Annotated in this window: 21 protein-coding genes; all 21 read left to right on the top strand. The window is 60.7% G+C overall.

Going from position 1 to position 20,999, the window contains the following annotated elements; genetic code table 11:
- Positions 1-59 precede the first annotated feature (59 nt).
- On the top strand, positions 60-1,277 hold the full coding sequence (locus ACQKP2_RS02430) for a sensor histidine kinase (RefSeq protein ID WP_427574303.1): 1,218 nt from the start codon (positions 60-62) through the stop codon (positions 1,275-1,277).
- 5 nt (positions 1,278-1,282) lie between these two features.
- Positions 1,283-2,662: a sigma-54-dependent transcriptional regulator gene (locus ACQKP2_RS02425; RefSeq protein WP_427574082.1), complete on the top strand. Its 1,380-nt coding sequence runs from the start codon at positions 1,283-1,285 to the stop codon at positions 2,660-2,662.
- Positions 2,663-2,911: 249 nt separating this feature from the next.
- Positions 2,912-3,241, top strand: a complete 330-nt coding sequence (gene fliE / locus ACQKP2_RS02420) for a flagellar hook-basal body complex protein FliE (protein ID WP_427574080.1) — start codon at positions 2,912-2,914, stop codon at positions 3,239-3,241.
- 15 nt (positions 3,242-3,256) lie between these two features.
- The gene (gene fliF / locus ACQKP2_RS02415; RefSeq protein WP_427574078.1) at positions 3,257-5,041 is read left to right on the top strand and encodes a flagellar basal-body MS-ring/collar protein FliF; all 1,785 of its coding nucleotides are present in this window, start codon (positions 3,257-3,259) and stop codon (positions 5,039-5,041) included.
- Positions 5,034-6,053: a flagellar motor switch protein FliG gene (gene fliG, locus ACQKP2_RS02410; protein WP_077045773.1), complete on the top strand. Its 1,020-nt coding sequence runs from the start codon at positions 5,034-5,036 to the stop codon at positions 6,051-6,053. Before fliF ends, fliG begins: the two co-directional genes overlap by 8 nt.
- A 4-nt stretch (positions 6,054-6,057) precedes the next feature.
- On the top strand, positions 6,058-6,852 hold the full coding sequence (gene fliH / locus ACQKP2_RS02405; RefSeq protein ID WP_427574076.1) for a flagellar assembly protein FliH: 795 nt from the start codon (positions 6,058-6,060) through the stop codon (positions 6,850-6,852).
- Positions 6,842-8,200 carry a flagellar protein export ATPase FliI gene (gene fliI, locus ACQKP2_RS02400; protein ID WP_427574074.1) on the top strand — a complete coding sequence of 453 codons (1,359 nt, stop codon included), beginning with the start codon at positions 6,842-6,844 and terminating at the stop codon, positions 8,198-8,200. The genes fliH and fliI overlap by 11 nt, the downstream gene beginning before the upstream one ends.
- A gap of 6 nt (positions 8,201-8,206) precedes the next feature.
- The gene (gene fliJ, locus ACQKP2_RS02395; protein ID WP_095195720.1) at positions 8,207-8,656 is read left to right on the top strand and encodes a flagellar export protein FliJ; all 450 of its coding nucleotides are present in this window, start codon (positions 8,207-8,209) and stop codon (positions 8,654-8,656) included.
- 225 nt (positions 8,657-8,881) lie between these two features.
- The gene (locus ACQKP2_RS02390) at positions 8,882-9,190 is read left to right on the top strand and encodes an STAS domain-containing protein (RefSeq protein WP_427574072.1); all 309 of its coding nucleotides are present in this window, start codon (positions 8,882-8,884) and stop codon (positions 9,188-9,190) included.
- A 5-nt stretch (positions 9,191-9,195) separates the two neighbouring features.
- Positions 9,196-10,902: an ATP-binding SpoIIE family protein phosphatase gene (locus tag ACQKP2_RS02385; protein ID WP_427574070.1), complete on the top strand. Its 1,707-nt coding sequence runs from the start codon at positions 9,196-9,198 to the stop codon at positions 10,900-10,902.
- 30 nt (positions 10,903-10,932) lie between these two features.
- On the top strand, positions 10,933-11,301 hold the full coding sequence (locus tag ACQKP2_RS02380; protein ID WP_427574068.1) for an Hpt domain-containing protein: 369 nt from the start codon (positions 10,933-10,935) through the stop codon (positions 11,299-11,301).
- A gap of 84 nt (positions 11,302-11,385) precedes the next feature.
- Positions 11,386-12,765: a flagellar hook-length control protein FliK gene (locus ACQKP2_RS02375; protein ID WP_427574066.1), complete on the top strand. Its 1,380-nt coding sequence runs from the start codon at positions 11,386-11,388 to the stop codon at positions 12,763-12,765.
- Between the two features lie 214 nt (positions 12,766-12,979).
- Positions 12,980-13,483: a flagellar basal body-associated protein FliL gene (gene fliL, locus ACQKP2_RS02370; RefSeq protein ID WP_427574064.1), complete on the top strand. Its 504-nt coding sequence runs from the start codon at positions 12,980-12,982 to the stop codon at positions 13,481-13,483.
- A 10-nt stretch (positions 13,484-13,493) separates the two neighbouring features.
- Positions 13,494-14,462 carry a flagellar motor switch protein FliM gene (gene fliM / locus ACQKP2_RS02365; RefSeq protein WP_427574062.1) on the top strand — a complete coding sequence of 323 codons (969 nt, stop codon included), beginning with the start codon at positions 13,494-13,496 and terminating at the stop codon, positions 14,460-14,462.
- Positions 14,463-14,529: 67 nt separating this feature from the next.
- Positions 14,530-14,970 (top strand): flagellar motor switch protein FliN, encoded by a 441-nt coding sequence (gene fliN / locus ACQKP2_RS02360; protein WP_427574060.1) that lies wholly within the window; start codon positions 14,530-14,532, stop codon positions 14,968-14,970.
- A complete protein-coding gene (gene fliO / locus ACQKP2_RS02355; RefSeq protein ID WP_427574059.1) occupies positions 14,971-15,417 on the top strand; it encodes a flagellar biosynthetic protein FliO in 447 nt (148 codons plus the stop codon).
- On the top strand, positions 15,417-16,175 hold the full coding sequence (gene fliP / locus ACQKP2_RS02350) for a flagellar type III secretion system pore protein FliP (RefSeq protein WP_427574058.1): 759 nt from the start codon (positions 15,417-15,419) through the stop codon (positions 16,173-16,175). The genes fliO and fliP overlap by 1 nt, the downstream gene beginning before the upstream one ends.
- Positions 16,172-16,441: a flagellar biosynthesis protein FliQ gene (fliQ, locus tag ACQKP2_RS02345; RefSeq protein WP_427574057.1), complete on the top strand. Its 270-nt coding sequence runs from the start codon at positions 16,172-16,174 to the stop codon at positions 16,439-16,441. Before fliP ends, fliQ begins: the two co-directional genes overlap by 4 nt.
- 3 nt (positions 16,442-16,444) lie before the next feature.
- Complete coding sequence (gene fliR, locus ACQKP2_RS02340; protein WP_427574056.1) at positions 16,445-17,230, top strand: flagellar biosynthetic protein FliR; 786 nt, start codon at positions 16,445-16,447, stop codon at positions 17,228-17,230.
- Positions 17,231-17,233: 3 nt separating this feature from the next.
- Positions 17,234-18,373, top strand: a complete 1,140-nt coding sequence (flhB, locus tag ACQKP2_RS02335; protein ID WP_427574054.1) for a flagellar biosynthesis protein FlhB — start codon at positions 17,234-17,236, stop codon at positions 18,371-18,373.
- 760 nt (positions 18,374-19,133) lie between these two features.
- On the top strand, positions 19,134-20,999 hold a 1,866-nt coding region (flhA, locus tag ACQKP2_RS02330; protein WP_427574053.1), incomplete at its 3' end, for a flagellar biosynthesis protein FlhA.

Below are 20,999 nucleotides of genomic sequence, written 5' to 3'. Positions count from 1 at the left end.
CGTTCCGTTTCACTGACGGTCAGCCAAGCGAGAGAACACCCATGCCCCCATCCGCCCAGATGTCTCCTGTCTCAGATGCTCTTGGGGATGCCTCGGGACAACCATCGTCCGTAGAGCAGGCAAGCCGGCTTGGTCTTGAGCAGGCTTTTGCGTTGTTCAACCAGATGTCGAACCAGTTGACCAGTTCCTACAGCATGCTCGAAGCGCGGGTTACCGAGCTCAAGGGTGAGCTGGCGGTGGTCAGCGCGCAGCGCATGCAGGAGTTGGCGGAAAAGGAACGCCTGGCCAACCGTCTGCAAAATCTTCTCGATCTTTTGCCAGGGGGTGTCATCGTAATCGACGCTCAGGGCATCGTGTGTGAAGCCAATCCGGCGGCCTCCGAGCTGCTCGGGCTGCCGCTCGAAGGTGAACTGTGGCGTCACGTCATTGCCCGCTGCTTTGCCCCTCGCGAAGATGACGGTCACGAAATCTCCCTCAAGAATGGTCGGCGCCTGTCGATTGCCACGCGCTCGCTGGATGCCGAACCTGGGCAGCTCGTGCTTCTGAACGACCTGACTGAAACCCGTCATTTGCAAGACCAACTGGCCCGCCATGAGCGCCTTTCCTCTCTTGGGCGCATGGTTGCCTCGCTGGCTCACCAGATTCGCACGCCGTTGTCGGCGGCCTTGCTGTATGCCAGTCATTTGACTGAACAGGCGTTGCCGGTGGAGACCCAACAGCGGTTTGCCGGGCGTCTCAAGGAGCGCTTGCACGAGCTGGAGCATCAGGTGCGCGACATGCTGGTATTCGCGCGGGGCGAGTTGCCTTTGACCGATCGGGTAACCCCCAGACAGCTGATGCAGTCACTGCAGGCGGCAGCGTTGACCCATGTGCAGGATCTGCCGATCCGCTGGCAGTGTGACAGTCACGCGGGTGAACTGCTGTGCAGTCGCGACACGCTGGTCGGGGCTCTGCTCAATCTCGTTGAAAATGCGATCCAGGCCAGCAACGCCAATGTGCGCCTGAAAGTCCATCTGTATACCCGCAACAACCACTTGCGCGTGTGCATCAGTGATAGCGGCAGCGGTATAGAGCGCGCCGTGCTGGGGCGTCTGGGCGAGCCGTTCTTCACGACCAAGGCGACCGGGACCGGCCTGGGCCTGACCGTGGTCAAGGCGGTCGCGCGTGCCCATCAGGGCGATTTCCGATTGCACTCGCGGCTGGGGCGCGGCACCTGTGCGCAGGTGATCCTGCCGCTTTTTGTCAGTGAAGAAAGCAATGCTCAAGGAGTGGAGTGAAGCGCATGAGTATCAGGGTTTTACTGGTCGAGGATGACCGCGCCTTGCGTGAAGCGCTGGCCGATACGCTGCTGCTCGCCGGCCACGACTACAAGGCGGTGGCGTCGGCAGAGGAGGCGTTGGTCGCGGTCGAGGCCGAGGTGTTCAATCTGGTAATCAGCGACGTCAACATGCCGGGCATGGATGGTCACCAATTGCTGGGCGTACTGCGAGCGCGCCAGCCGCAGCTGCCGGTGTTACTGATGACGGCGCACGGTGACGTGGAGCGTGCGGTGGATGCGATGCGCCAGGGCGCGGCCGACTATCTGGTCAAGCCGTTCGAGCCCAAGGCGTTGCTCGATCAGGTCGCGCGACATGCGCTGGGCAGTCTTGGGGCTGCTGACAGTGAAGGGCCGGTGGCATTCGAGCCAGCCAGTGCACAATTGCTGGAGCTGGCCGCGCGGGTGGCCCGCAGTGATTCCACGGTGCTGATCTCCGGTGAGTCGGGGACGGGCAAGGAGGTGCTGGCGCGTTACATCCACCAGCAATCCCATCGTGCCAGTCAGCCGTTTATCGCGATCAATTGTGCGGCGATCCCGGACAACATGCTGGAAGCCACGTTGTTTGGTCATGAAAAGGGTTCCTTCACCGGCGCCATCGCGGCGCAGGCCGGCAAGTTCGAGCAGGCTGACGGCGGGACCATCCTGCTTGACGAAATTTCCGAAATGCCCCTGGGGCTGCAAGCCAAATTGCTGCGCGTGCTGCAAGAGCGCGAAGTCGAGCGAGTGGGGGCGCGAAAGCCCATTGCCCTGGACATTCGCGTGGTGGCGACCACCAACCGTGACCTGGCCGGGGAAGTGGCGGCCGGCCGTTTCCGCGAAGACCTTTACTATCGTCTGTCGGTGTTTCCGCTGGCGTGGCGTCCGCTGCGTGAGCGTACTGCCGATATTCTGCCGCTGGCCGAGCGGTTGCTGGCCAGGCACGTCCATAAAATGAAGCATGCGGCAGCACGCCTGTCGCCTGAGGCGCAGGCTTGCCTGATCGGTTATCCGTGGCCAGGTAATGTGCGAGAGCTCGATAATGCCATTCAGCGCGCCTTGATTCTGCAGCAGGGCGGTTTGATCCAGCCGCAGGATTTTTGCCTGGCCGGGCCGGTCTCCTGCGTGCCTTTGCCGGTGGCCACGCCTGTGCCGCTGGTGGAGGTCGAGGCGGAGTCCGCCGGAGCGTTGGGTGATGATCTTCGCCGGCGCGAGTTCCAGATGATCATCGACACCTTGCGCGCCGAGCGTGGCCGACGCAAGGAGGCGGCCGAGCGCCTGGGTATCAGTCCGCGTACCTTGCGCTACAAGCTGGCGCAGATGCGCGATGCAGGAATGGATGTGGAAGCGTATTTGTTCGCCACCTGAACCCGATCCCCTGTAGGAGCCAGCGGTGCGGCGTCCCGACTTGCCGGCGAACCGAGGGCGGTGAGGTCGGTGTTACGGCCACCTTTGGTTCGCCGGCAAGCCTGGCTCCTACGGGGGAGCGTGCGCTAAGGGCTTTTGTTCAGTGGGCGCGCGGAGCTGGCACCCTTGTTGCTAACACCTCACTACCCGTCGAATGAGTGTCAAAAAATTGCGGGTCGCCAACGACGTAGCTCGTCAAAGAGAGAAGCCATGAGTCAAGGTATTGAATTTAATCGGTTGATGCTGGATATGCGTGCCATGCAAATGGATGCCATGTCTATGCCGAAATCGACTGCCGCCGCCCCGGAGCTGAGTGGCAACAGCTTTTCCGACATGCTGGGTCAGGCCGTCAATAAAGTGAACGATACCCAGCAGGCCTCCAATCAGTTGGCCAGTGCCTTCGAGATCGGCAAGAGCGGCGTCGACCTGACGGACGTGATGATTGCCTCGCAGAAGGCCAGTGTGTCTTTCCAGGCCTTGACCCAAGTGCGTAACAAGCTGGTTCAGGCTTACCAAGACATCATGCAGATGCCGGTTTAAGGACGAGATTGAGTCATGGCAGAAGCAGTCGCCGATAACGTTCCGGCCAAGGCCACACCGCCAGGCGGCAAGCCGCCGCTGTTCGGGCTGTCCTTCCTGGAAAACCTTTCCGAGATGACCATGTTGCGTCAGGTGGGCCTTCTGGTCGGCCTGGCTGCGAGCGTGGCGATCGGTTTTGCCGTGGTGTTGTGGTCCCAGCAGCCGGATTATCGTCCGCTGTACGGCAGCCTTGCCGGCATGGACGCCAAACAGGTCATGGATACCCTCGCTTCCGCCGACATTCCCTATACCGTCGAACCCAATTCCGGCGCCCTGCTGGTCAAGGCCGATGATCTGCCCCGCGCGCGCCTGAAACTGGCGGCCGCGGGTGTGACGCCCAGCGATGGCAACGTCGGTTTCGAGATCCTCGACAAGGAGCAGGGCCTGGGCACCAGCCAGTTCATGGAGGCCACCCGTTACCGTCGCGGCCTGGAAGGCGAGCTGGCGCGCACCATTTCCAGTCTGAACAACGTCAAGGGTGCCCGTGTGCACCTGGCGATACCGAAGAGTTCCGTGTTCGTACGCGACGAGCGCAAGCCGAGCGCTTCGGTTCTGGTCGAGCTGTATTCCGGTCGCTCGCTTGAGCCAGGCCAGGTCGTGGCCATCGTCAATCTTGTGGCGACCAGCGTGCCTGAACTCAGCAAGTCGCAGATCACCGTGGTCGACCAGAAGGGCAACCTGCTCTCCGACCAGGCGGAAAACTCCGAACTGACCATGGCCGGCAAACAGTTCGACTACAGCCGTCGCATGGAAAGCATGCTGACCCAGCGTGTGCACAACATCCTGCAACCGGTACTCGGCAATGACCGCTACAAGGCCGAGGTTTCCGCCGATGTGGATTTCAGTGCCGTCGAGTCGACTGCCGAGCAGTTCAACCCGGATCAACCGGCGCTGCGCAGCGAGCAGTCGGTCAACGAGCAACGTACCGCCAGCAATGGCCCGCAAGGCGTACCGGGGGCTTTGAGCAACCAGCCGCCATCGCCGGCTTCCGCACCGCAAACCACGGGCGGCGCCACGGCGTCGGCGGGCATGGTGCAGCCAGGGCAACCCTTGATCGATGCCAACGGCCAGCAAATCATGGACCCGGCCACCGGTCAGCCGATGCTGGCGCCTTACCCGGCAGACAAACGCTCGCAATCGACCAAGAACTTCGAACTCGACCGTTCCATCAGCCACACCAAACAGCAGCTGGGCCGTTTGAATCGCCTGTCGGTGTCGGTGGTGGTCGATGATCAGGTCAAGGTCAACCCGGCCAACGGCGAGACGACCCGTACACCGTGGAGCGCCGACGAATTGGCGCGCTTCACCCGTCTGGTGCAGGACGCCGTCGGTTTCGACGCCAGTCGTGGCGACAGTGTCAGCGTGATCAACATGCCGTTCTCCGCCGACCGCGGTGAAGTGATTGCCGATATTCCGTTCTACTCCCAGCCCTGGTTCTGGGACATCGTCAAGCAAGTGCTGGGCGTCCTGTTCATTCTGGTGCTGGTGTTCGGTGTACTGCGTCCGGTGCTCAACAACATTACCGGTGGCGGCAAGAAAGAGCTGGCCGGCATCGGCAGCGACGTGGAACTCGGTGGCATGGGCGGTCTGGATGGCGAACTGGCCAACGACCGCGTCAGCCTCGGCGGCCCGCAAAGCATCCTGCTGCCAAGCCCGAGCGAGGGCTATGACGCGCAGTTGAACGCAATCAAGAGTCTGGTGGCAGAAGACCCGGGTCGTGTGGCTCAGGTCGTGAAAGAGTGGATTAACGCAGATGAGTGATAACCGAGCCGTTGCCGCCAAACTGTCCAAAGTCGACAAGGCAGCGATCCTGCTGCTGTCCCTTGGCTCTACCGACGCCGCCCAGGTGCTGCGCCACATGGGACCCAAGGAGGTCCAGCGTGTCGGTGTGGCCATGGCGCAGATGGGGAACGTGCATCGCGAGCAAGTCGAGCAGGTCATGAGCGAGTTCGTCGACATCGTCGGCGACCAGACCAGCCTCGGCGTGGGCTCCGATGACTATGTCCGCAAAATGCTCACCCAGGCCCTGGGCGAAGACAAGGCCAACGGCCTGATCGACCGGATCCTGCTGGGAGGCAACACCAGCGGCCTCGATAGCCTCAAGTGGATGGAGCCGCGCGCCGTTGCCGACGTGATCCGTTACGAACACCCGCAGATCCAGGCGATCGTGGTGGCTTACCTCGACCCGGATCAGGCAGGCGAAGTGCTCGGCAACTTCGACCACAAGGTGCGACTGGATATCATCCTGCGAGTGTCGTCGCTGAACACCGTTCAGCCAGCGGCTCTGAAGGAACTGAACCAGATTCTCGAGAAGCAGTTCTCCGGCAACTCCAATGCCTCGCGCACCACCCTGGGCGGTATCAAGCGCGCGGCGGACATCATGAACTTCCTCGACAGCTCGATCGAAGGTCAACTGATGGACTCGATCCGCGAAGTCGACGAAGACCTGTCCGGTCAGATCGAAGACCTCATGTTTGTGTTCAACAACCTGGCCGATGTCGATGATCGCGGCATCCAGGCCCTGTTGCGTGAAGTGTCTTCCGACGTGCTGGTGCTGGCCCTCAAGGGCTCGGACGAAAACGTCAAGGAAAAGATCTTCAAGAACATGTCCAAGCGTGCGGCGGAACTGTTGCGCGACGACCTCGAAGCCAAGGGGCCGGTGCGTGTCAGCGACGTGGAAACGGCGCAGAAGGAAATCCTCACCATCGCCCGTCGTATGGCCGAGGCCGGAGAAATCGTTCTCGGCGGCAAGGGCGGCGAGGAAATGATCTAACGCCATGGTCAAGCATGATGAGTCGCCCACTGACCTGATCCGGGCCGGGCAGGCCAGTGGTTTCGATACCTGGGCGCTGCCCAGTTTCGATCCGCCGGAACCCGAGCCTGAGCCGGAGCCGGAACCCGAGCCGCCGGAAATCGAGGAAGTGCCGCTGGAGGAAGTTCAGCCACTGACACTCGAAGAACTCGAAAGCATTCGCCAGGAAGCCTACAACGAAGGCTTCGCGGTGGGCGAAAGGGAAGGCTTCCACAGCACCACGCTCAAGGTCCGTCAGGAAGCCGAAGTGGCACTGGCCGCCAAGATCGCCAGCCTTGAACAACTGATGACGCATTTGTTCGAGCCCATTGCCGAGCAGGACACCCAGATCGAAAAGTCGCTGGTCAACCTCGTGCAGCACATCACCCGGCAGGTGATTCAGCGCGAGTTGGCCATCAACTCCACGCAGATCGAACACGTCATGCGCGAAGCCCTCAAGCTTCTGCCGCTGGGTGTGGACAATGTGCGCCTGTACGTCAACCCGCAGGATTTCGCACAGGTCAAAGCCTTGCGCGAGCGCCATGAAGAAACCTGGCGAATCGTCGAAGACGAGGCCATGTTGCCGGGCGGTTGTCGGGTCGAGACCGAGCACAGTCGTATCGACGCCACGGTGGAAACCCGCGTCGTGCAAGCGATGGACAAGCTGTTCGATCAATTGCACGAGCAGGCATTGCACCCGGCCGAGCCGGACGTGAGCCTTGAATTGCCGATGGCCAGCCTGCCTGCGGCACAGGGCGCGGACACCCCCGATGCGCCTTGAACGCACCAGTTTTGCCAAGCGCTTGGGCGGTTATGCCGAGGCCATTCAACTGCAGGGCGCGCCCATCCTGGAAGGTCGACTGCTACGCATGGTCGGCTTGACCCTCGAAGCCGAAGGCTTGCGTGCGGCCATGGGCAGTCGCTGCATGGTCATCAACGACGACAGCCATCACCCGGTGCAGGTCGAAGCCGAGGTCATGGGGTTTTCCGGCAGCAAGGTTTTTCTGATGCCGGTCGGCAGCGTTGCCGGCATCGCGCCGGGCGCTCGGGTCGTGCCGCTGTCCGATGGCGGGCGCCTGCCGATGGGCATGAGCATGCTGGGGCGGGTGCTCGATGGCGCCGGCCGAGCGCTGGACGGCAAGGGCGGGATGAAGGCCGAGGACTGGGTGCCGATGGACGGCCCGACCATCAACCCGCTCAAGCGCGAACCCATCAGTGAGCCGCTGGATGTGGGTATCCGTAGCATCAACGGGATGTTGACGGTCGGTCGCGGCCAGCGTCTGGGCCTGTTTGCAGGTACTGGCGTGGGTAAGTCGGTGTTGCTGGGCATGATGACCCGCTTCACCGAGGCCGACATCATCGTCGTCGGGCTGATCGGTGAGCGGGGTCGTGAAGTGAAGGAATTCATCGAGCACATCCTCGGTGAAGAAGGGCTCAAGCGTTCGGTGGTCGTCGCGTCGCCGGCGGACGACGCGCCGCTCATGCGTCTGCGTGCCGCCATGTACTGCACTCGCATCGCCGAATATTTCCGTGACAAGGGCAAGAACGTCCTCCTGCTGATGGACTCCCTGACCCGTTTCGCCCAGGCCCAGCGGGAAATTGCCCTGGCCATCGGTGAGCCGCCGGCAACCAAGGGTTATCCACCGTCGGTATTCGCCAAGCTGCCGAAACTGGTGGAGCGGGCCGGTAACGCCGAAAAGGGCGGTGGTTCGATCACGGCCTTCTACACCGTACTGTCCGAAGGCGATGACCAGCAGGACCCGATTGCCGACTCGGCGCGGGGCGTGCTCGACGGGCATATCGTGCTCTCGCGGCGACTGGCCGAGGAAGGTCATTACCCGGCCATCGATATCGAAGCTTCGATCAGCCGGGTGATGCCGGCCGTGGTGTCGCCGGAGCACATGACCCGCGCGCAGTATTTCAAGCAGCTGTGGTCGCGTTATCAGCAAAGCCGTGACCTGATCAGTGTCGGTGCCTATGTCGCCGGTGGTGACCGTGAGACCGACCTGGCCATTTCCCTGCAACCGCAGTTGGTCAAATACCTGCGTCAGGGCCTCAACGACAGCATCAGCCTGGGCGAAAGCGAGGCGTATCTCGCCTCGATCTTCGCGCCTGCGGCGGGCGGCTAACCGGCCATGGCCCAGACTCGGGCGGGACGCCTGGCTCCCGTGGTGGAAATGGCCGAGAAGGCCGAAAAAACCGCGGTCCAGCGCCTGGGGCATTTCCAGGGGCAGGTACGTCTGGCAGAAAGCAAGCTGGCCGACCTCGAAGCGTTTCGCCTCGACTATCAGGAGCAATGGATCGTGCGCGGCAGTGGTGGCGTATCGGGCCAGTGGCTGTTGGGTTATCAGGGATTTCTGGCTCAACTGGGCACGGCCATCGACCAGCAGCGACAAAGCCTGGCCTGGCACCAGAACAACCTCAACAAGGCGCGGGACACCTGGCAGCAGGCATTCGCCCGGGTCGAAGGATTGCGCAAACTGGTCCAGCGATACATGGACGAGGCGCGGGCGCTGGAGGACAAGCGCGAACAGAAACTGCTGGACGAGTTGTCGCAGCGCTTGCCGCGGCAGGATCAGTATTGAATCAGCCAGATCGAGTGACCGTAGGAGCGAGGCTTGCCCGCGAAGACGGCCTCACGTCAAGCGGCACCAATGAAAACGCCTTCGCCGGCAAGTCGGATCGCCGCACCGCCGGCTCCTACAGTGAAAGCGATCTGTCAGGCGGCACACCTTTACTACCTTGCCCAGGCCTCTACCAAATGCTAAACCTTGTACAACCTGGATCAACAATGACAAGGAAGCCATAACATGTCAGTTGTCACAGAAGTCTCCCCGGATGGGCAAAAGCTGACGATATCGGTCAAGGGACGATTCGATTTCGCCAAGCATCAGGAATTTCGCGAGTCTTATGAGTGCGTTGATCGAAACATGCCGAGTTCGGTGGTGGTCGATCTCAAAGAGGCGACCTACCTCGATAGCTCCGCGCTGGGCATGTTGCTGCTGTTGCGTGATCACGCCGGCGGCGACGATTCGGATATTCGCGTGGTCAACAGCAGTTCCGATGTGAGGAAAATCCTCGCGATCTCCAATTTCGACAAGCTGTTCGACATCAGTTGATTGCCGTGCAGCCTGCACTCGAATCGCTGACGATACTGATCGCCGAAGACAGCGCGGCTGACCGCATGCTGCTGTCGAGCATCGTGCGGCGCCAGGGGCATCAGGTATTGACGGCGACCAACGGGGCCGAAGCGGTCGAAGCGTTTGATCAGCAACGTCCGCAACTGGTGTTGATGGACGCGATGATGCCGGTGATGGACGGCTTCGAAGCCGCTCGGCAGATCAAGGCATTGGCCGGGGAAACTCTGGTACCGATCATCTTCCTGACTTCATTGTCCGAAAGCGAGGCCTTGGCCCGTTGTCTGGAAGTTGGAGGTGACGATTTTCTGGCGAAACCGTACAACCAGGTGATCCTGGCCGCCAAAATCAAGGCGATGGATCGCCTGCGGCGGTTGCAGGCCACGGTGCTGCAGCAGCGTGACCAGATCGCCCGGCATCACGATTACTTGCTCAACGAGCAGCGAGTGGCCAAGGCGGTGTTCGACAAGGTGGCGCACTCCGGCTGCCTGAATGCCCCCAACATCCGTTACCTGCAATCGCCTTATGCGCTGTTCAATGGTGATTTGCTGCTGGCTGCGTTTACCCCGGCCGGTGATATGCATGTGCTGCTTGGCGATTTCACCGGTCATGGCTTGCCGGCTGCGGTCGGCGCGATGCCCCTGGCCGAAGTTTTCTACGGCATGACTGCCAAGGGCTATGGACTGGCCGAAACCCTGCGCGAAATGAACGCCAAGCTCAAGCGCATCCTGCCGGTGGATATGTTTTGTTGTGCAACCCTGTTGAGCCTGAGTTTTCAGCGTCGTTCGGTGGAGGTCTGGAACGGCGGCATGCCGGATGGTTATCTGCACAGCATTGCCACGGGGGAGCGCACGCCGCTGTCTGCACGGCATCTGCCGCTGGGCGTATTGAGCCCGCAGGCCTTCGATGACAGCACCGAAGTGTTCCCAATGGCGATGGGCGATCGGGTGTTCCTCCTGTCCGACGGGGTGATCGACACCTGTGATGCCAACGATCAATTGTTTGGTGTGCAGCGCCTGCAACAGGTGTTTGCCGCCAATCGTCATCCGGACACTTTGTTCGAGGAGATCGAGCAGGCACTGCGGGATTTTCGTGGCCAAGCCCGCGACGATGTCAGCATGGTCGAAATCAGCCTGCTGGATCCGCAACAGCTCAGTCCGTCGCCTCCCATCTATTCCGACAGTGGTCAATCCTGTCCGCTGGACTGGTCGGTGAGTTTTGAGTTTCGCGCCTCCACGCTCAAGCGCTTCAACCCGCTGCCATACCTGTTGCAACTGTTGCTTGAGGTTCATGGGCTGCGGGCGCAGAGCGGGGCGCTCTACAGTGTACTGGCCGAGCTGTACTCCAATGCGCTGGAGCATGGCGTGCTTGGGCTGGATTCCAGTCTCAAGCGCGATATCGCCGGCTTCGGCCGCTATTATCAGCAGCGCAGCGCACGTCTGGATCAACTGCAGGACGGTTACGTGCGGGTACATTTGCAGGTTATGCCGCAAGGTGAAGGTGGTTGCCTGGTGATCCGCGTCGAGGACAGCGGCAAGGGATTCGATGTGGGATCAGTGATGGAGCGTCCCCTTGATCCGGTCCGTTTGTCGGGTCGTGGTGTCAGTCTGATCCGTCAGTTGGGGCGTAACGCCAGTTGGTCCGACGATGGTCGAAGCGCCCGCGTGGAGTTTTTCTGGGAGGCTCTGGCATAATCCGCGCATTCTTGATCAAGGAGTGAACAAGTGGCAGACATACATCTGGACCCGGACGCTTTGAACGCGTTGCGGGAGGTCATGGAGGATGAGTTTTCGACGCTGATCGATACCTTCCTTGCGGACTCCGTAGAGCGCTTGCAACGGTTGACCGTGTCGACCGATGCCGCGCAGGTTCTTGAGGCGGCTCACAGCTTCAAGGGGAGCAGCAGCAATATGGGCGCCATACGCCTGGCGGGGCTCTGCCATGAGCTGGAGCAACGAGCCAAGGGGCAAAATCTTTCTGATCTTGAGGCTCTGGTGGCTGAAATCGCCCGTGAGTTTGCGTTTATCCGCCCGCTTTATGAACAAGAGCGTCAGCGTTCTCTTTCGGCCAGCACGACCGCTCGACCTTTTTGATCGCGTCCGTTAGTGAAACTGGCGCGACCTTTGCAGCTTACTCCACAACTGTACCTACGATTCCAGTGCAGCGGAGACCGTTAAATGCCCGTTACCCCCAATACACTGCTTCAGGCCGCCGCGCAGGCCAAGACTCAAACCGTCTCCGCCAATCCCACGGCGTCGGTCACTGAGCCCGGGGATAAGGCTGCAAGCTTCGCTCAGGTCTATGCCAGGCAGGCTCAGAGCACGCCCGCTCCGACGGCCGGTGCCTCGGTCAAACCGGTGCGCGACAAGACTCCCGATAGCGTCGGCAAGAAGGATGTCGCCGACGACAATTCTGCCGCCCCGCAGCCGACGGTTGCCGATAGCGGCAAAACCTTGCCTGATGAAAAAACGGCACAGACTGACGATCAGTCCTCCAGCGACGAAGCGACCGACAGCGCGCCGACAACCGTCGTCGATGCCGTGACCGTCGATCCGGCGCTTGACCCGGCCTTGCTGCAGGTCGTGCAGCCTGTTGAAACAGCACCGCTGCCGACAACGCCGCAGGTGGAAGTCGCGCAGCCAGCGGCCCAGCCGATCAGCCCCGCTTCGATGGCCGCCACAAGCGCGGCGACAGTTGCCGTCGCCGCTACTGATACCAATACCGATCCCGATTTCGACCCTGAAGCCGATCCTCTCGACGCATTGCCTGCCGTGCGCATGGCCATGGAGCAAAGCGGACACGTGTCTGCGTCCAGTCAGTCGCAGCCCAAAGTGGCAGCAACGCCTGCCCAGGCTCAGGCGGAAGGTGAGCAGACCTCGGCGCAGAATTTTGCCGCCGGCATGGCCAGCATGCTCGAAGTCCAGACCAGCAAGGACAGCACTGAGCAGGGGGGAGACAAGGCGTTCAGCGGTCTGATCGATGACGGCCTCAAGGACCTGAAGGCGGCCAGCAGCGATACCCGGGTCGATGATTTCGCCAACCGTCTGGCGGCGCTGACTCAGGCGGCGACACCGAAAACCGCCAATGCCGTGCCGGTGAACCAGCCGATCGCCATGCATCAGAGCGGCTGGACCGAAGAAGTGGTCAACCGGGTCATGTACCTGTCCAGTGCCAATCTCAAGGCGGCGGACATACAACTGCAGCCGGCCGAGTTGGGGCGCCTGGACATTCGGGTGAACATGATTCCGGACCAGCAGACCCAGGTGACGTTCATGAGCGCTCACGCCGGCGTTCGCGAAGCGCTGGATGGCCAGGTGCATCGCCTGCGTGACATGTTTGCACAACAAGGCATGGGCCAGGTCGATGTCAACGTGTCCGACCAGTCCCGAGGCTCGCAGCAAGGACAGCAACAGGCTCAGCAGAGCCAGAGCGGTCGGTCCAGTGCAAATGGCGGTCGACTCGACGGCATGGACGAAGAGCTCGCACCGAGCGTTGCCGAGGTGGCTGCGCCGGTGACCAGCGTGATCGGCTCCAGCGCGGTCGACTACTACGCCTGATCTGATTCAATTCTCTCTGTAGGAGCGAGCAAGCTCGCGATGGACGCAAACGATAACGCTGGGAGCCTGACACCCCGGGGCGTTCTTCAGTCCATCGCGAGCTTGCTCGCTCCTACAGGGGGGGGGCGCATCCCCCGTCCGATACTTCTGGCATAACACTTGCTCCAGCCTTGCCGTGCGACTGTGAAAACCCGAATAGTGACGGATTATTGGCATGGCGAAGAGCGACGCAGCAGCGGTAAAAGATCCCGCAACCAAAGGCAAAATCAAGCTGATTATCCTGATCGTGGTGGCTCTGCTGCTGGCGATCGGTATGTCCGTGGGGGCGACCTGGTTTTTCATGCACAGTGCCCAGAGCAAGCCTGTGGCCGTGGCCGAAACCGCTCCGATCGGTAAACAACCGGCGATTTTCGAGGCGATGGCGCCGGCGTTCGTCGCCAACTACAACCAGAACGGCCGTCAGCGCTACATGCAGGTGAGCATCACCATGCTGGCGCGCAATCAGGCGGATCTGGATGCGCTGAAGGTTCACATGCCGGTGATCCGCAACAACCTGGTCATGCTGTTCTCCGGGCAGGATTTCGCCACGCTGGCATCGCCGGTCGGCCAGGAAATGCTGCGTCAGAAAGCGACGGCCAGCGTCCAGGAAGTGGCTCAGAAAGAACTCGGCAAAGTGGTCGTCGAACAGTTGCTTTTCACTAATTTCGTACTGCAGTAGGAAACACGACATGGCCGTGCAGGACCTGCTGTCCCAGGATGAAATCGACGCGCTGTTGCATGGCGTGGACGATGGTCTGGTACAGACCGATACCGTTGCCGACCCCGGCACCGTCAAAAGCTATGACCTGACCAGCCAGGATCGCATCGTCCGTGGACGCATGCCGACCCTGGAAATGATCAACGAACGTTTCGCCCGCTACACGCGCATCAGCATGTTCAACATGCTGCGCCGTTCGGCGGACGTGGCGGTCGGTGGCGTGCAGGTCATGAAATTCGGCGAATACGTGCATTCGCTGTACGTACCGACCAGCCTCAACCTGGTCAAGATCAAGCCGCTGCGTGGCACGGCATTGTTCATTCTCGACGCCAAACTGGTGTTCAAGCTGGTGGACAACTTCTTTGGCGGTGACGGCCGTCACGCCAAGATCGAAGGCCGTGAATTCACCCCGACCGAGCTGCGTGTGGTGCGCATGGTGCTGGAGCAGGCCTTCATCGACTTGAAGGAAGCCTGGCAAGCAATCATGGAAGTGAACTTCGAGTACATCAACTCGGAAGTGAACCCGGCCATGGCCAACATCGTAGGTCCCAGCGAAGCCATCGTCGTGTCGACCTTCCACATCGAACTCGATGGCGGTGGCGGTGACCTGCACGTAACCATGCCGTATTCGATGATCGAGCCGGTGCGCGAAATGCTCGACGCCGGCTTCCAGTCGGACCTCGACGATCAGGACGAGCGCTGGGTCAATGCCCTGCGCCAGGATGTGCTGGATGTCGACGTGCCGATCGGCGCCACGGTTGCCCGTCGCCAATTGAAGCTGCGCGACATTCTGCACATGCAGCCGGGGGACATTATCCCGGTGGAAATGCCGGAAGACATGATCATGCGCGCCAATGGCGTACCGGCTTTCAAGGTCAAGATGGGGTCGCACAAAGGCAATCTTGCCTTGCAAGTGATCGAGCCGATCGAGCGCCGTTGACCGGCGTTTACACATTCGCTTTTAACTGACGGCCTCCCGCAGACAGGTGGCCCGCCGAGGACAAATGATGGCTGACGAAATGAACATCCAGGACGACCAGGCACTGGCAGACGAATGGGCTGCGGCCCTGGAAGAAACCGGCGATGCCGGTCAGGCCGACATCGACGCCCTGTTGGCGGCCGACAACCGTGTACCGATGGAAGAGTTCGGCAGCATGCCGAGAAACACCGATCCGGTCAGCCTGGAAGGGCCGAACCTGGATGTGATCCTTGATATCCCGGTGTCGATTTCCATGGAAGTGGGCAGCACTGAAATCAACATCCGCAACCTGCTGCAACTCAACCAGGGGTCGGTCATCGAACTTGACCGCCTGGCTGGCGAGCCGCTGGACGTGCTGGTCAACGGTACGTTGATCGCCCATGGCGAAGTGGTCGTGGTCAACGAAAAGTTCGGCATCCGCCTGACTGACGTGATCAGCCCAAGTGAACGCATCAAGAAGTTGCGCTGAGTGAAAAAGCTTTCTGTTTGCTTGCTGGCGCTGGCGCTGCCGTTCGATGTGCTGGCCGCCGAACCTGTCGCCACTGCTGCCGCCGCCCCTGCGGTCAGTAGCGGGGTGGCCGGACAGTTGACGCAGCTGGTGTTCGGCCTGCTGCTGGTGCTGGGGCTGATTTTTTTCCTCGCCTGGCTGTTGCGCCGGGTCCAGCAGGCCGGTCCTGCCGGCAAGGGGCAGGTGATCGAGCTGATCGGTTCACGCGCCCTCGGCCCTCGCGATCGTCTGATGTTGGTGCAGGTCGGCAATGAGCAGATTCTGCTCGGTCTGAGCCCAGGCACCATCACTGCGTTGCACGTGCTCAAGGAGCCGGTGCAGGTACCGAGCGGGACTGAAAAGGCGACCCCGGAGTTTGCCCAGCATTTGTTGAAGATGCTCGGCAAGGATCAGAAGGATAAGAAGTAATGGGTGCGTTACGCATCGTCTTGACGCTGGCCCTGATGTTGGGCGCGCCGTTGGCATGGGCCGCCGACCCGTTGTCGATCCCTGCCATTACCCTGGGCACAAACGCACAGGGTGCCCAGGAGTATTCGGTCAGCCTGCAGATCCTGCTGATCATGACCGCGCTGAGCTTCATCCCGGCGTTCGTCATTTTGATGACCAGCTTCACCCGGATCATCATTGTTTTCTCGATCCTGCGTCAGGCCCTGGGTCTGCAGCAGACGCCGTCGAACCAGATCCTCACGGGCATGGCGATGTTTCTCACCCTGTTCATCATGGCGCCTGTGTTCGATCGCGTTAATCAGGACGCCTTGCAGCCTTACCTGGCTGAAAAAATGACTGCCCAGGACGCGGTGGCCAAGGCTCAGGTGCCGATCAAGGATTTCATGCTGGCCCAGACGCGCACCAGTGATCTGGAACTGTTCATGCGGCTGTCCAAGCGCACTGACATTGCCACCCCGGATCAGGCGCCGTTGACCATCCTGGTGCCGGCGTTCGTCACATCGGAGCTGAAAACCGCATTCCAGATCGGTTTCATGATCTTCATTCCGTTCCTGATCATCGACCTGGTGGTCGCCAGTGTGCTGATGGCCATGGGTATGATGATGCTCTCGCCGCTGATCATTTCCCTGCCGTTCAAAATCATGTTGTTCGTGCTGGTCGATGGCTGGGCGTTGATCATTGGCACCCTGGCGAGCAGCTTTGGCGGTGTCTCGCCATGACGCCTGAAGTAGCGGTCGACATTTTCCGGGAGGCGCTCTGGCTGACCACCATGATGGTCGCCATCCTGGTGATTCCGAGTCTGCTGGTGGGGCTGCTGGTGGCCATGTTCCAGGCCGCCACGCAGATCAACGAGCAAACCTTGAGCTTCCTGCCGCGCCTGCTGGTGATGCTGGTGACGTTGATCGTCGGCGGGCCATGGATTGTGCAGACGTTCATGGAATACATCATTCAGCTGTACCACAACATACCGATGGTCATCGGCTGAGCCATGCAATCGCTGCTTGCCTTGACCGACACCCAGATCAGTACCTGGGTGGCGAGCTTCATGTTGCCGCTGTTCCGCATCGGCGCGTTGCTGACGGTCATGCCGGTATTCGGCACGACCCTGGTGCCCAAGCGCGTGCGCCTCTATTTCGCCTTGGCCATCACGGTCGTCATTGCGCCCGGACTGCCGCCGATGCCGCCGGTCAATGCACTGGATTTAAGCGGATTGCTGCTGATTGCCGAGCAGATTCTCGTTGGCGTGATCCTGGGGTTCTCGCTGCAACTGTTCTTCCAGGCCTTCGTGGTGGCCGGGCAGATCGTCGCCATTCAGATGGGCATGGGCTTTGCGTCGATGGTCGACCCCACCAACGGTGTGTCGGTCGCGGTGATCGGGCAGTTCTTCACCATGCTGGTGACCCTGATGTTCCTGGCAATGAACGGCCATCTGGTGGTGCTGGAAGTCATCACCGAGAGTTTCACCACCCTGCCGGTCGGCAGCGGGTTGATGGTCAATCATTTCTGGGAGCTGGCGGGCAAACTCGGCTGGGTCCTCGGTGCGGCACTGCTGTTGGTGTTGCCGGCGGTTACCGCGCTGTTGGTGGTCAACATCGCATTTGGCGTGATGACCCGCGCGGCGCCGCAACTGAACATCTTTTCCATTGGTTTCCCGCTGATTCTGGTGCTGGGGATGGTGATTCTCTGGATCGGCATGGCGGACATTCTCAATCAGTATCAACCGCTGGCCACCGAGGCCCTGCAGTTTTTACGCGAACTGGCGAAGGCGCGCTGAGTCATGGCTGAGAGCGAGAGCGGTCAGGACAAGACAGAAGACCCCACGGAGAAAAAGAAGAAGGACGCCCGGGAGAAGGGCGAGGTTGCGCGCTCCAAGGAACTCAACACCCTGGCAATCATGCTGGTCGGTGCTTGTGCGCTGCTGATTTTCGGCGGAATGATGGCGCAGGACATGATGGAGCTGATGCGCATCAACTTCTCCTTGCCCAGGGAAGTGATCATGGATCAGCGCTCCATGACCACCTATCTGCTGCATTCGGGGCAGATTGCCCTCTGGTCGATTCAGCCAGTCATGATTGCACTGGTGTTGGCCGCCATCATCGGTCCGATTTCGTTGGGTGGCTGGCTGTTCGCGACAAGCTCCATGGCGCCCAAGTTCGGTCGGCTCAATCCGCTGCCCGGCATCAAGCGCATGTTCTCCGCCAAGGCGCTGGTGGAGCTGCTCAAGGCGTTGGCCAAATTCATCATCATTCTGTTCGTGGCGCTGGCGGTATTGTCTTCGGATATCGACGATTTGCTGCGCATCGCCCATGAGCCGCTGGACAGGGCAATTATTCACAGCCTGCAAGTGGTGGGCTGGAGCACGTTGTGGATGGCGTGCGGGCTGATCATCATCGCCGCCGTGGATGTCCCGGTGCAGCTCTGGGAAAGCCACAAAAAGCTGCTGATGACCAAGCAGGAAATACGCGACGAACACAAGGACCAGGAGGGTCGGCCGGAGGTCAAGCAGCGGATTCGCCAGGTGCAGCGCGAAATGTCCCAGCGGCGCATGATGGCTGCGATTCCCGAGGCGGATGTTGTCATTACCAACCCGACCCACTACGCCGTGGCGCTCAAATACGATGCGGACAAGGGTGGTGCGCCGCTACTGATCGCCAAGGGCAGCGACCACCTGGCCCTGAAAATCCGCGAAATCGCCGCGGCCAACGAGATCCTGCTGCTCGAATCCCCGGCGCTGGCGCGGTCGATTTACTATTCGACCGAGCTTGAAGAGGAAATCCCGGGCGGGCTCTACCTGGCTGTCGCGCAGGTGTTGGCCTATGTCTATCAGATTCGCCAATATCGGGCCGGCAAGGGCAAACGGCCGGAACCGCTCAAGGACGATTTGCCGATTCCACCGGATCTGCGACGCGATTCCTGATGGATGCTTGCCGGCGAAGAACGATAACGCGGTACAACAGATACACCATGGTGTCTGGTTCGCCTGTAGGAGCCAGGCTTGCCGGCGAAGAACGATAACGCGGTACAACAGATACACCATGGTGTCTGGTTCGCCTGTAGGAGCCAGGCTTGCCGGCGAAGAACGATGACGCGATGCAGCAGATACACCGCGGCGTCCGGTTCGCGGGCAAGCCTCGCTCCTACAGGCGAAGAACGATGACGCGGTACAACAGATACACCATGGAGTCTGGTTCGCGGGCAAGCCTCGCTCCTACAGGCGAAGAACGATGACGCGGTACAACAGATACACCACGGTGTCTGTTTCGCCTGTAGGAGCCAGGCTTGCCGGCGAAGAACGATAACGCGATGCAGCAGATACACCGCGGCGTCCGGTTCGCAGGCAAGCCTCGCTCCTACAGGCGAAGAACGATAACGCGATGCAGCAGATACACCGCGGCGTCCGGTTCGCGGGCAAGCCTCGCTCCTACAGGCGAAGAACGATTACGCGATGCAGCAGATACACCGCGGCGTCCGGTTCGCGGGCAAGCCTCGCTCCTACAGGCGAAGAACGATAACGCGGTACAACAGATACCCCCGCAGCGCCTCGCTCACGCGGCGCACATTCTCGCTTCAACCCCCTCTATTTCACCCTCCGGCAAAAGTTGGAAAGCTTCTTGCAGTAGCCGCCCCGAGCCTGCTTCAGGCGTCAAAAGTTTGCTTCAAAGGAACGGGGAATACCGGTGGATCGCTCTCAGTTAATCAACACTGCCCGCAGTAACATGGCTGAGCTCAGTCGGGGCAACCTGGGTGTGCCGCTGTTGTTGCTGGTGATGCTGGCAATGATGATGTTGCCGGTGCCGCCGTTCCTGCTCGACGTGTTTTTCACCTTCAACATCGCCCTGTCCATTGTCGTGCTGCTGGTTTGCGTATACGCCTTGCGGCCGCTGGATTTCGCTGTGTTCCCGACCATCCTGCTGGTGGCGACCTTGCTGCGACTGGCGCTGAACGTGGCGTCCACTCGGGTGGTAATGCTTCACGGTCAGGACGGCCATGCTGCTGCGGGCAAGGTGATCCAGGCCTTCGGTGAGGTGGTGATCGGCGGAAACTACGTCGTCGGTATCGTGGTTTTCGCGATTTTGATGATCATCAACTTCGTCGTGGTGACCAAGGGTGCCGGGCGGATTTCCGAGGTGAGCGCGCGTTTCACCCTCGACGCCATGCCCGGCAAACAAATGGCGATCGACGCCGACCTCAATGCCGGTCTGATCGACCAGGCGCAAGCCAAGGCCCGCCGCGCCGAGGTCGCCCAGGAAGCCGAGTTCTACGGCTCCATGGACGGTGCCAGCAAATTCGTACGCGGTGACGCCATCGCCGGCCTGCTGATTCTGTTCATCAACCTGATCGGCGGCATGGCGGTCGGTATTTTCCAGCACAGCATGAGCTTCGCCGATGCCGGCAAGGTTTACGCGTTGCTGACCATTGGTGACGGTTTGGTGGCGCAATTGCCATCACTGCTGTTGTCCACTGCGGCTGCAATCATGGTGACTCGTGCTTCGGGTTCCGAAGACATGGGCAAGCAGATCAATCGCCAGATGTTCGCCTCGCCCAAGGCATTGGCGGTGGCTGCCGGTCTGATGGCGGTGATGGGGCTGGTGCCCGGCATGCCGCACCTGTCGTTTCTGACCATGGCGGCCCTGGCGGCCGGTGGTGCCTACCTGTTCTGGAAAAAGCAGAATGCGGCCAAGGTTCAAGCCCTGCAGGAGGTCAAGCGCCAGCAGGAATTGTTGCCGTCGCCGGCCCGCGCCCAGGAAACCAAGGAGCTGGGCTGGGATGACGTGACGCCCATCGACATGATTGGCCTGGAAGTAGGCTATCGCCTTATTCCGCTGGTGGATCGCAACCAGGGTGGTCAGCTGCTCGCGCGTATCAAAGGGGTGCGCAAGAAGCTGTCCCAGGACTTGGGCTTCCTGATGCCGACGGTGCACATTCGCGACAACCTGGACCTGGCGCCGAGTGCCTACCGCCTGACGCTCATGGGCGTGATCCTGGCCGAAGCCGAGATTTACCCGGAGCGCGAATTGGCGATCAACCCCGGACAGGTCTACGGCACACTCAATGGCATTAACGCCAAAGATCCGGCTTTCGGCCTGGAGGCAGTGTGGATCGAAATCAGCCAGCGCTCTCAGGCGCAATCGCTTGGCTACACGGTGGTCGATGCCAGTACGGTAGTGGCGACTCACCTCAACCAGATTCTGTACAAACACTCCAGTGAGCTGATCGGCCACGAAGAAGTGCAGCAATTGATGCAATTGCTGGCGAAAAACTCACCGAAACTGGCAGAAGAGCTGGTGCCGGGTGTGGTTTCGCTGTCGCAATTGCTCAAGGTGCTGCAGGCACTGCTGGCCGAGCAGGTGCCGGTGCGTGACATTCGCAGTATTGCCGAAGCCATCGCCAACAACGCCGCCAAGAGTCAAGATACTGCCGCATTGGTGGCCGCCGTGCGCGTCGGTGTCTCTCGCGCAATCGTCCAAAGCATTGTAGGCACTGAGTCGGAGCTGCCAGTGATCACGCTGGAGCCAAGGTTGGAACAAATATTGCTCAATAGT

The organism is Pseudomonas sp. NPDC089569, from assembly GCF_050280625.1.
In the GTDB taxonomy this organism is placed as follows: domain Bacteria; phylum Pseudomonadota; class Gammaproteobacteria; order Pseudomonadales; family Pseudomonadaceae; genus Aquipseudomonas.
The sequence above is the reverse complement of the archived record's forward strand: the minus strand, read 5'-3'. Positions and strand labels throughout refer to the sequence as shown.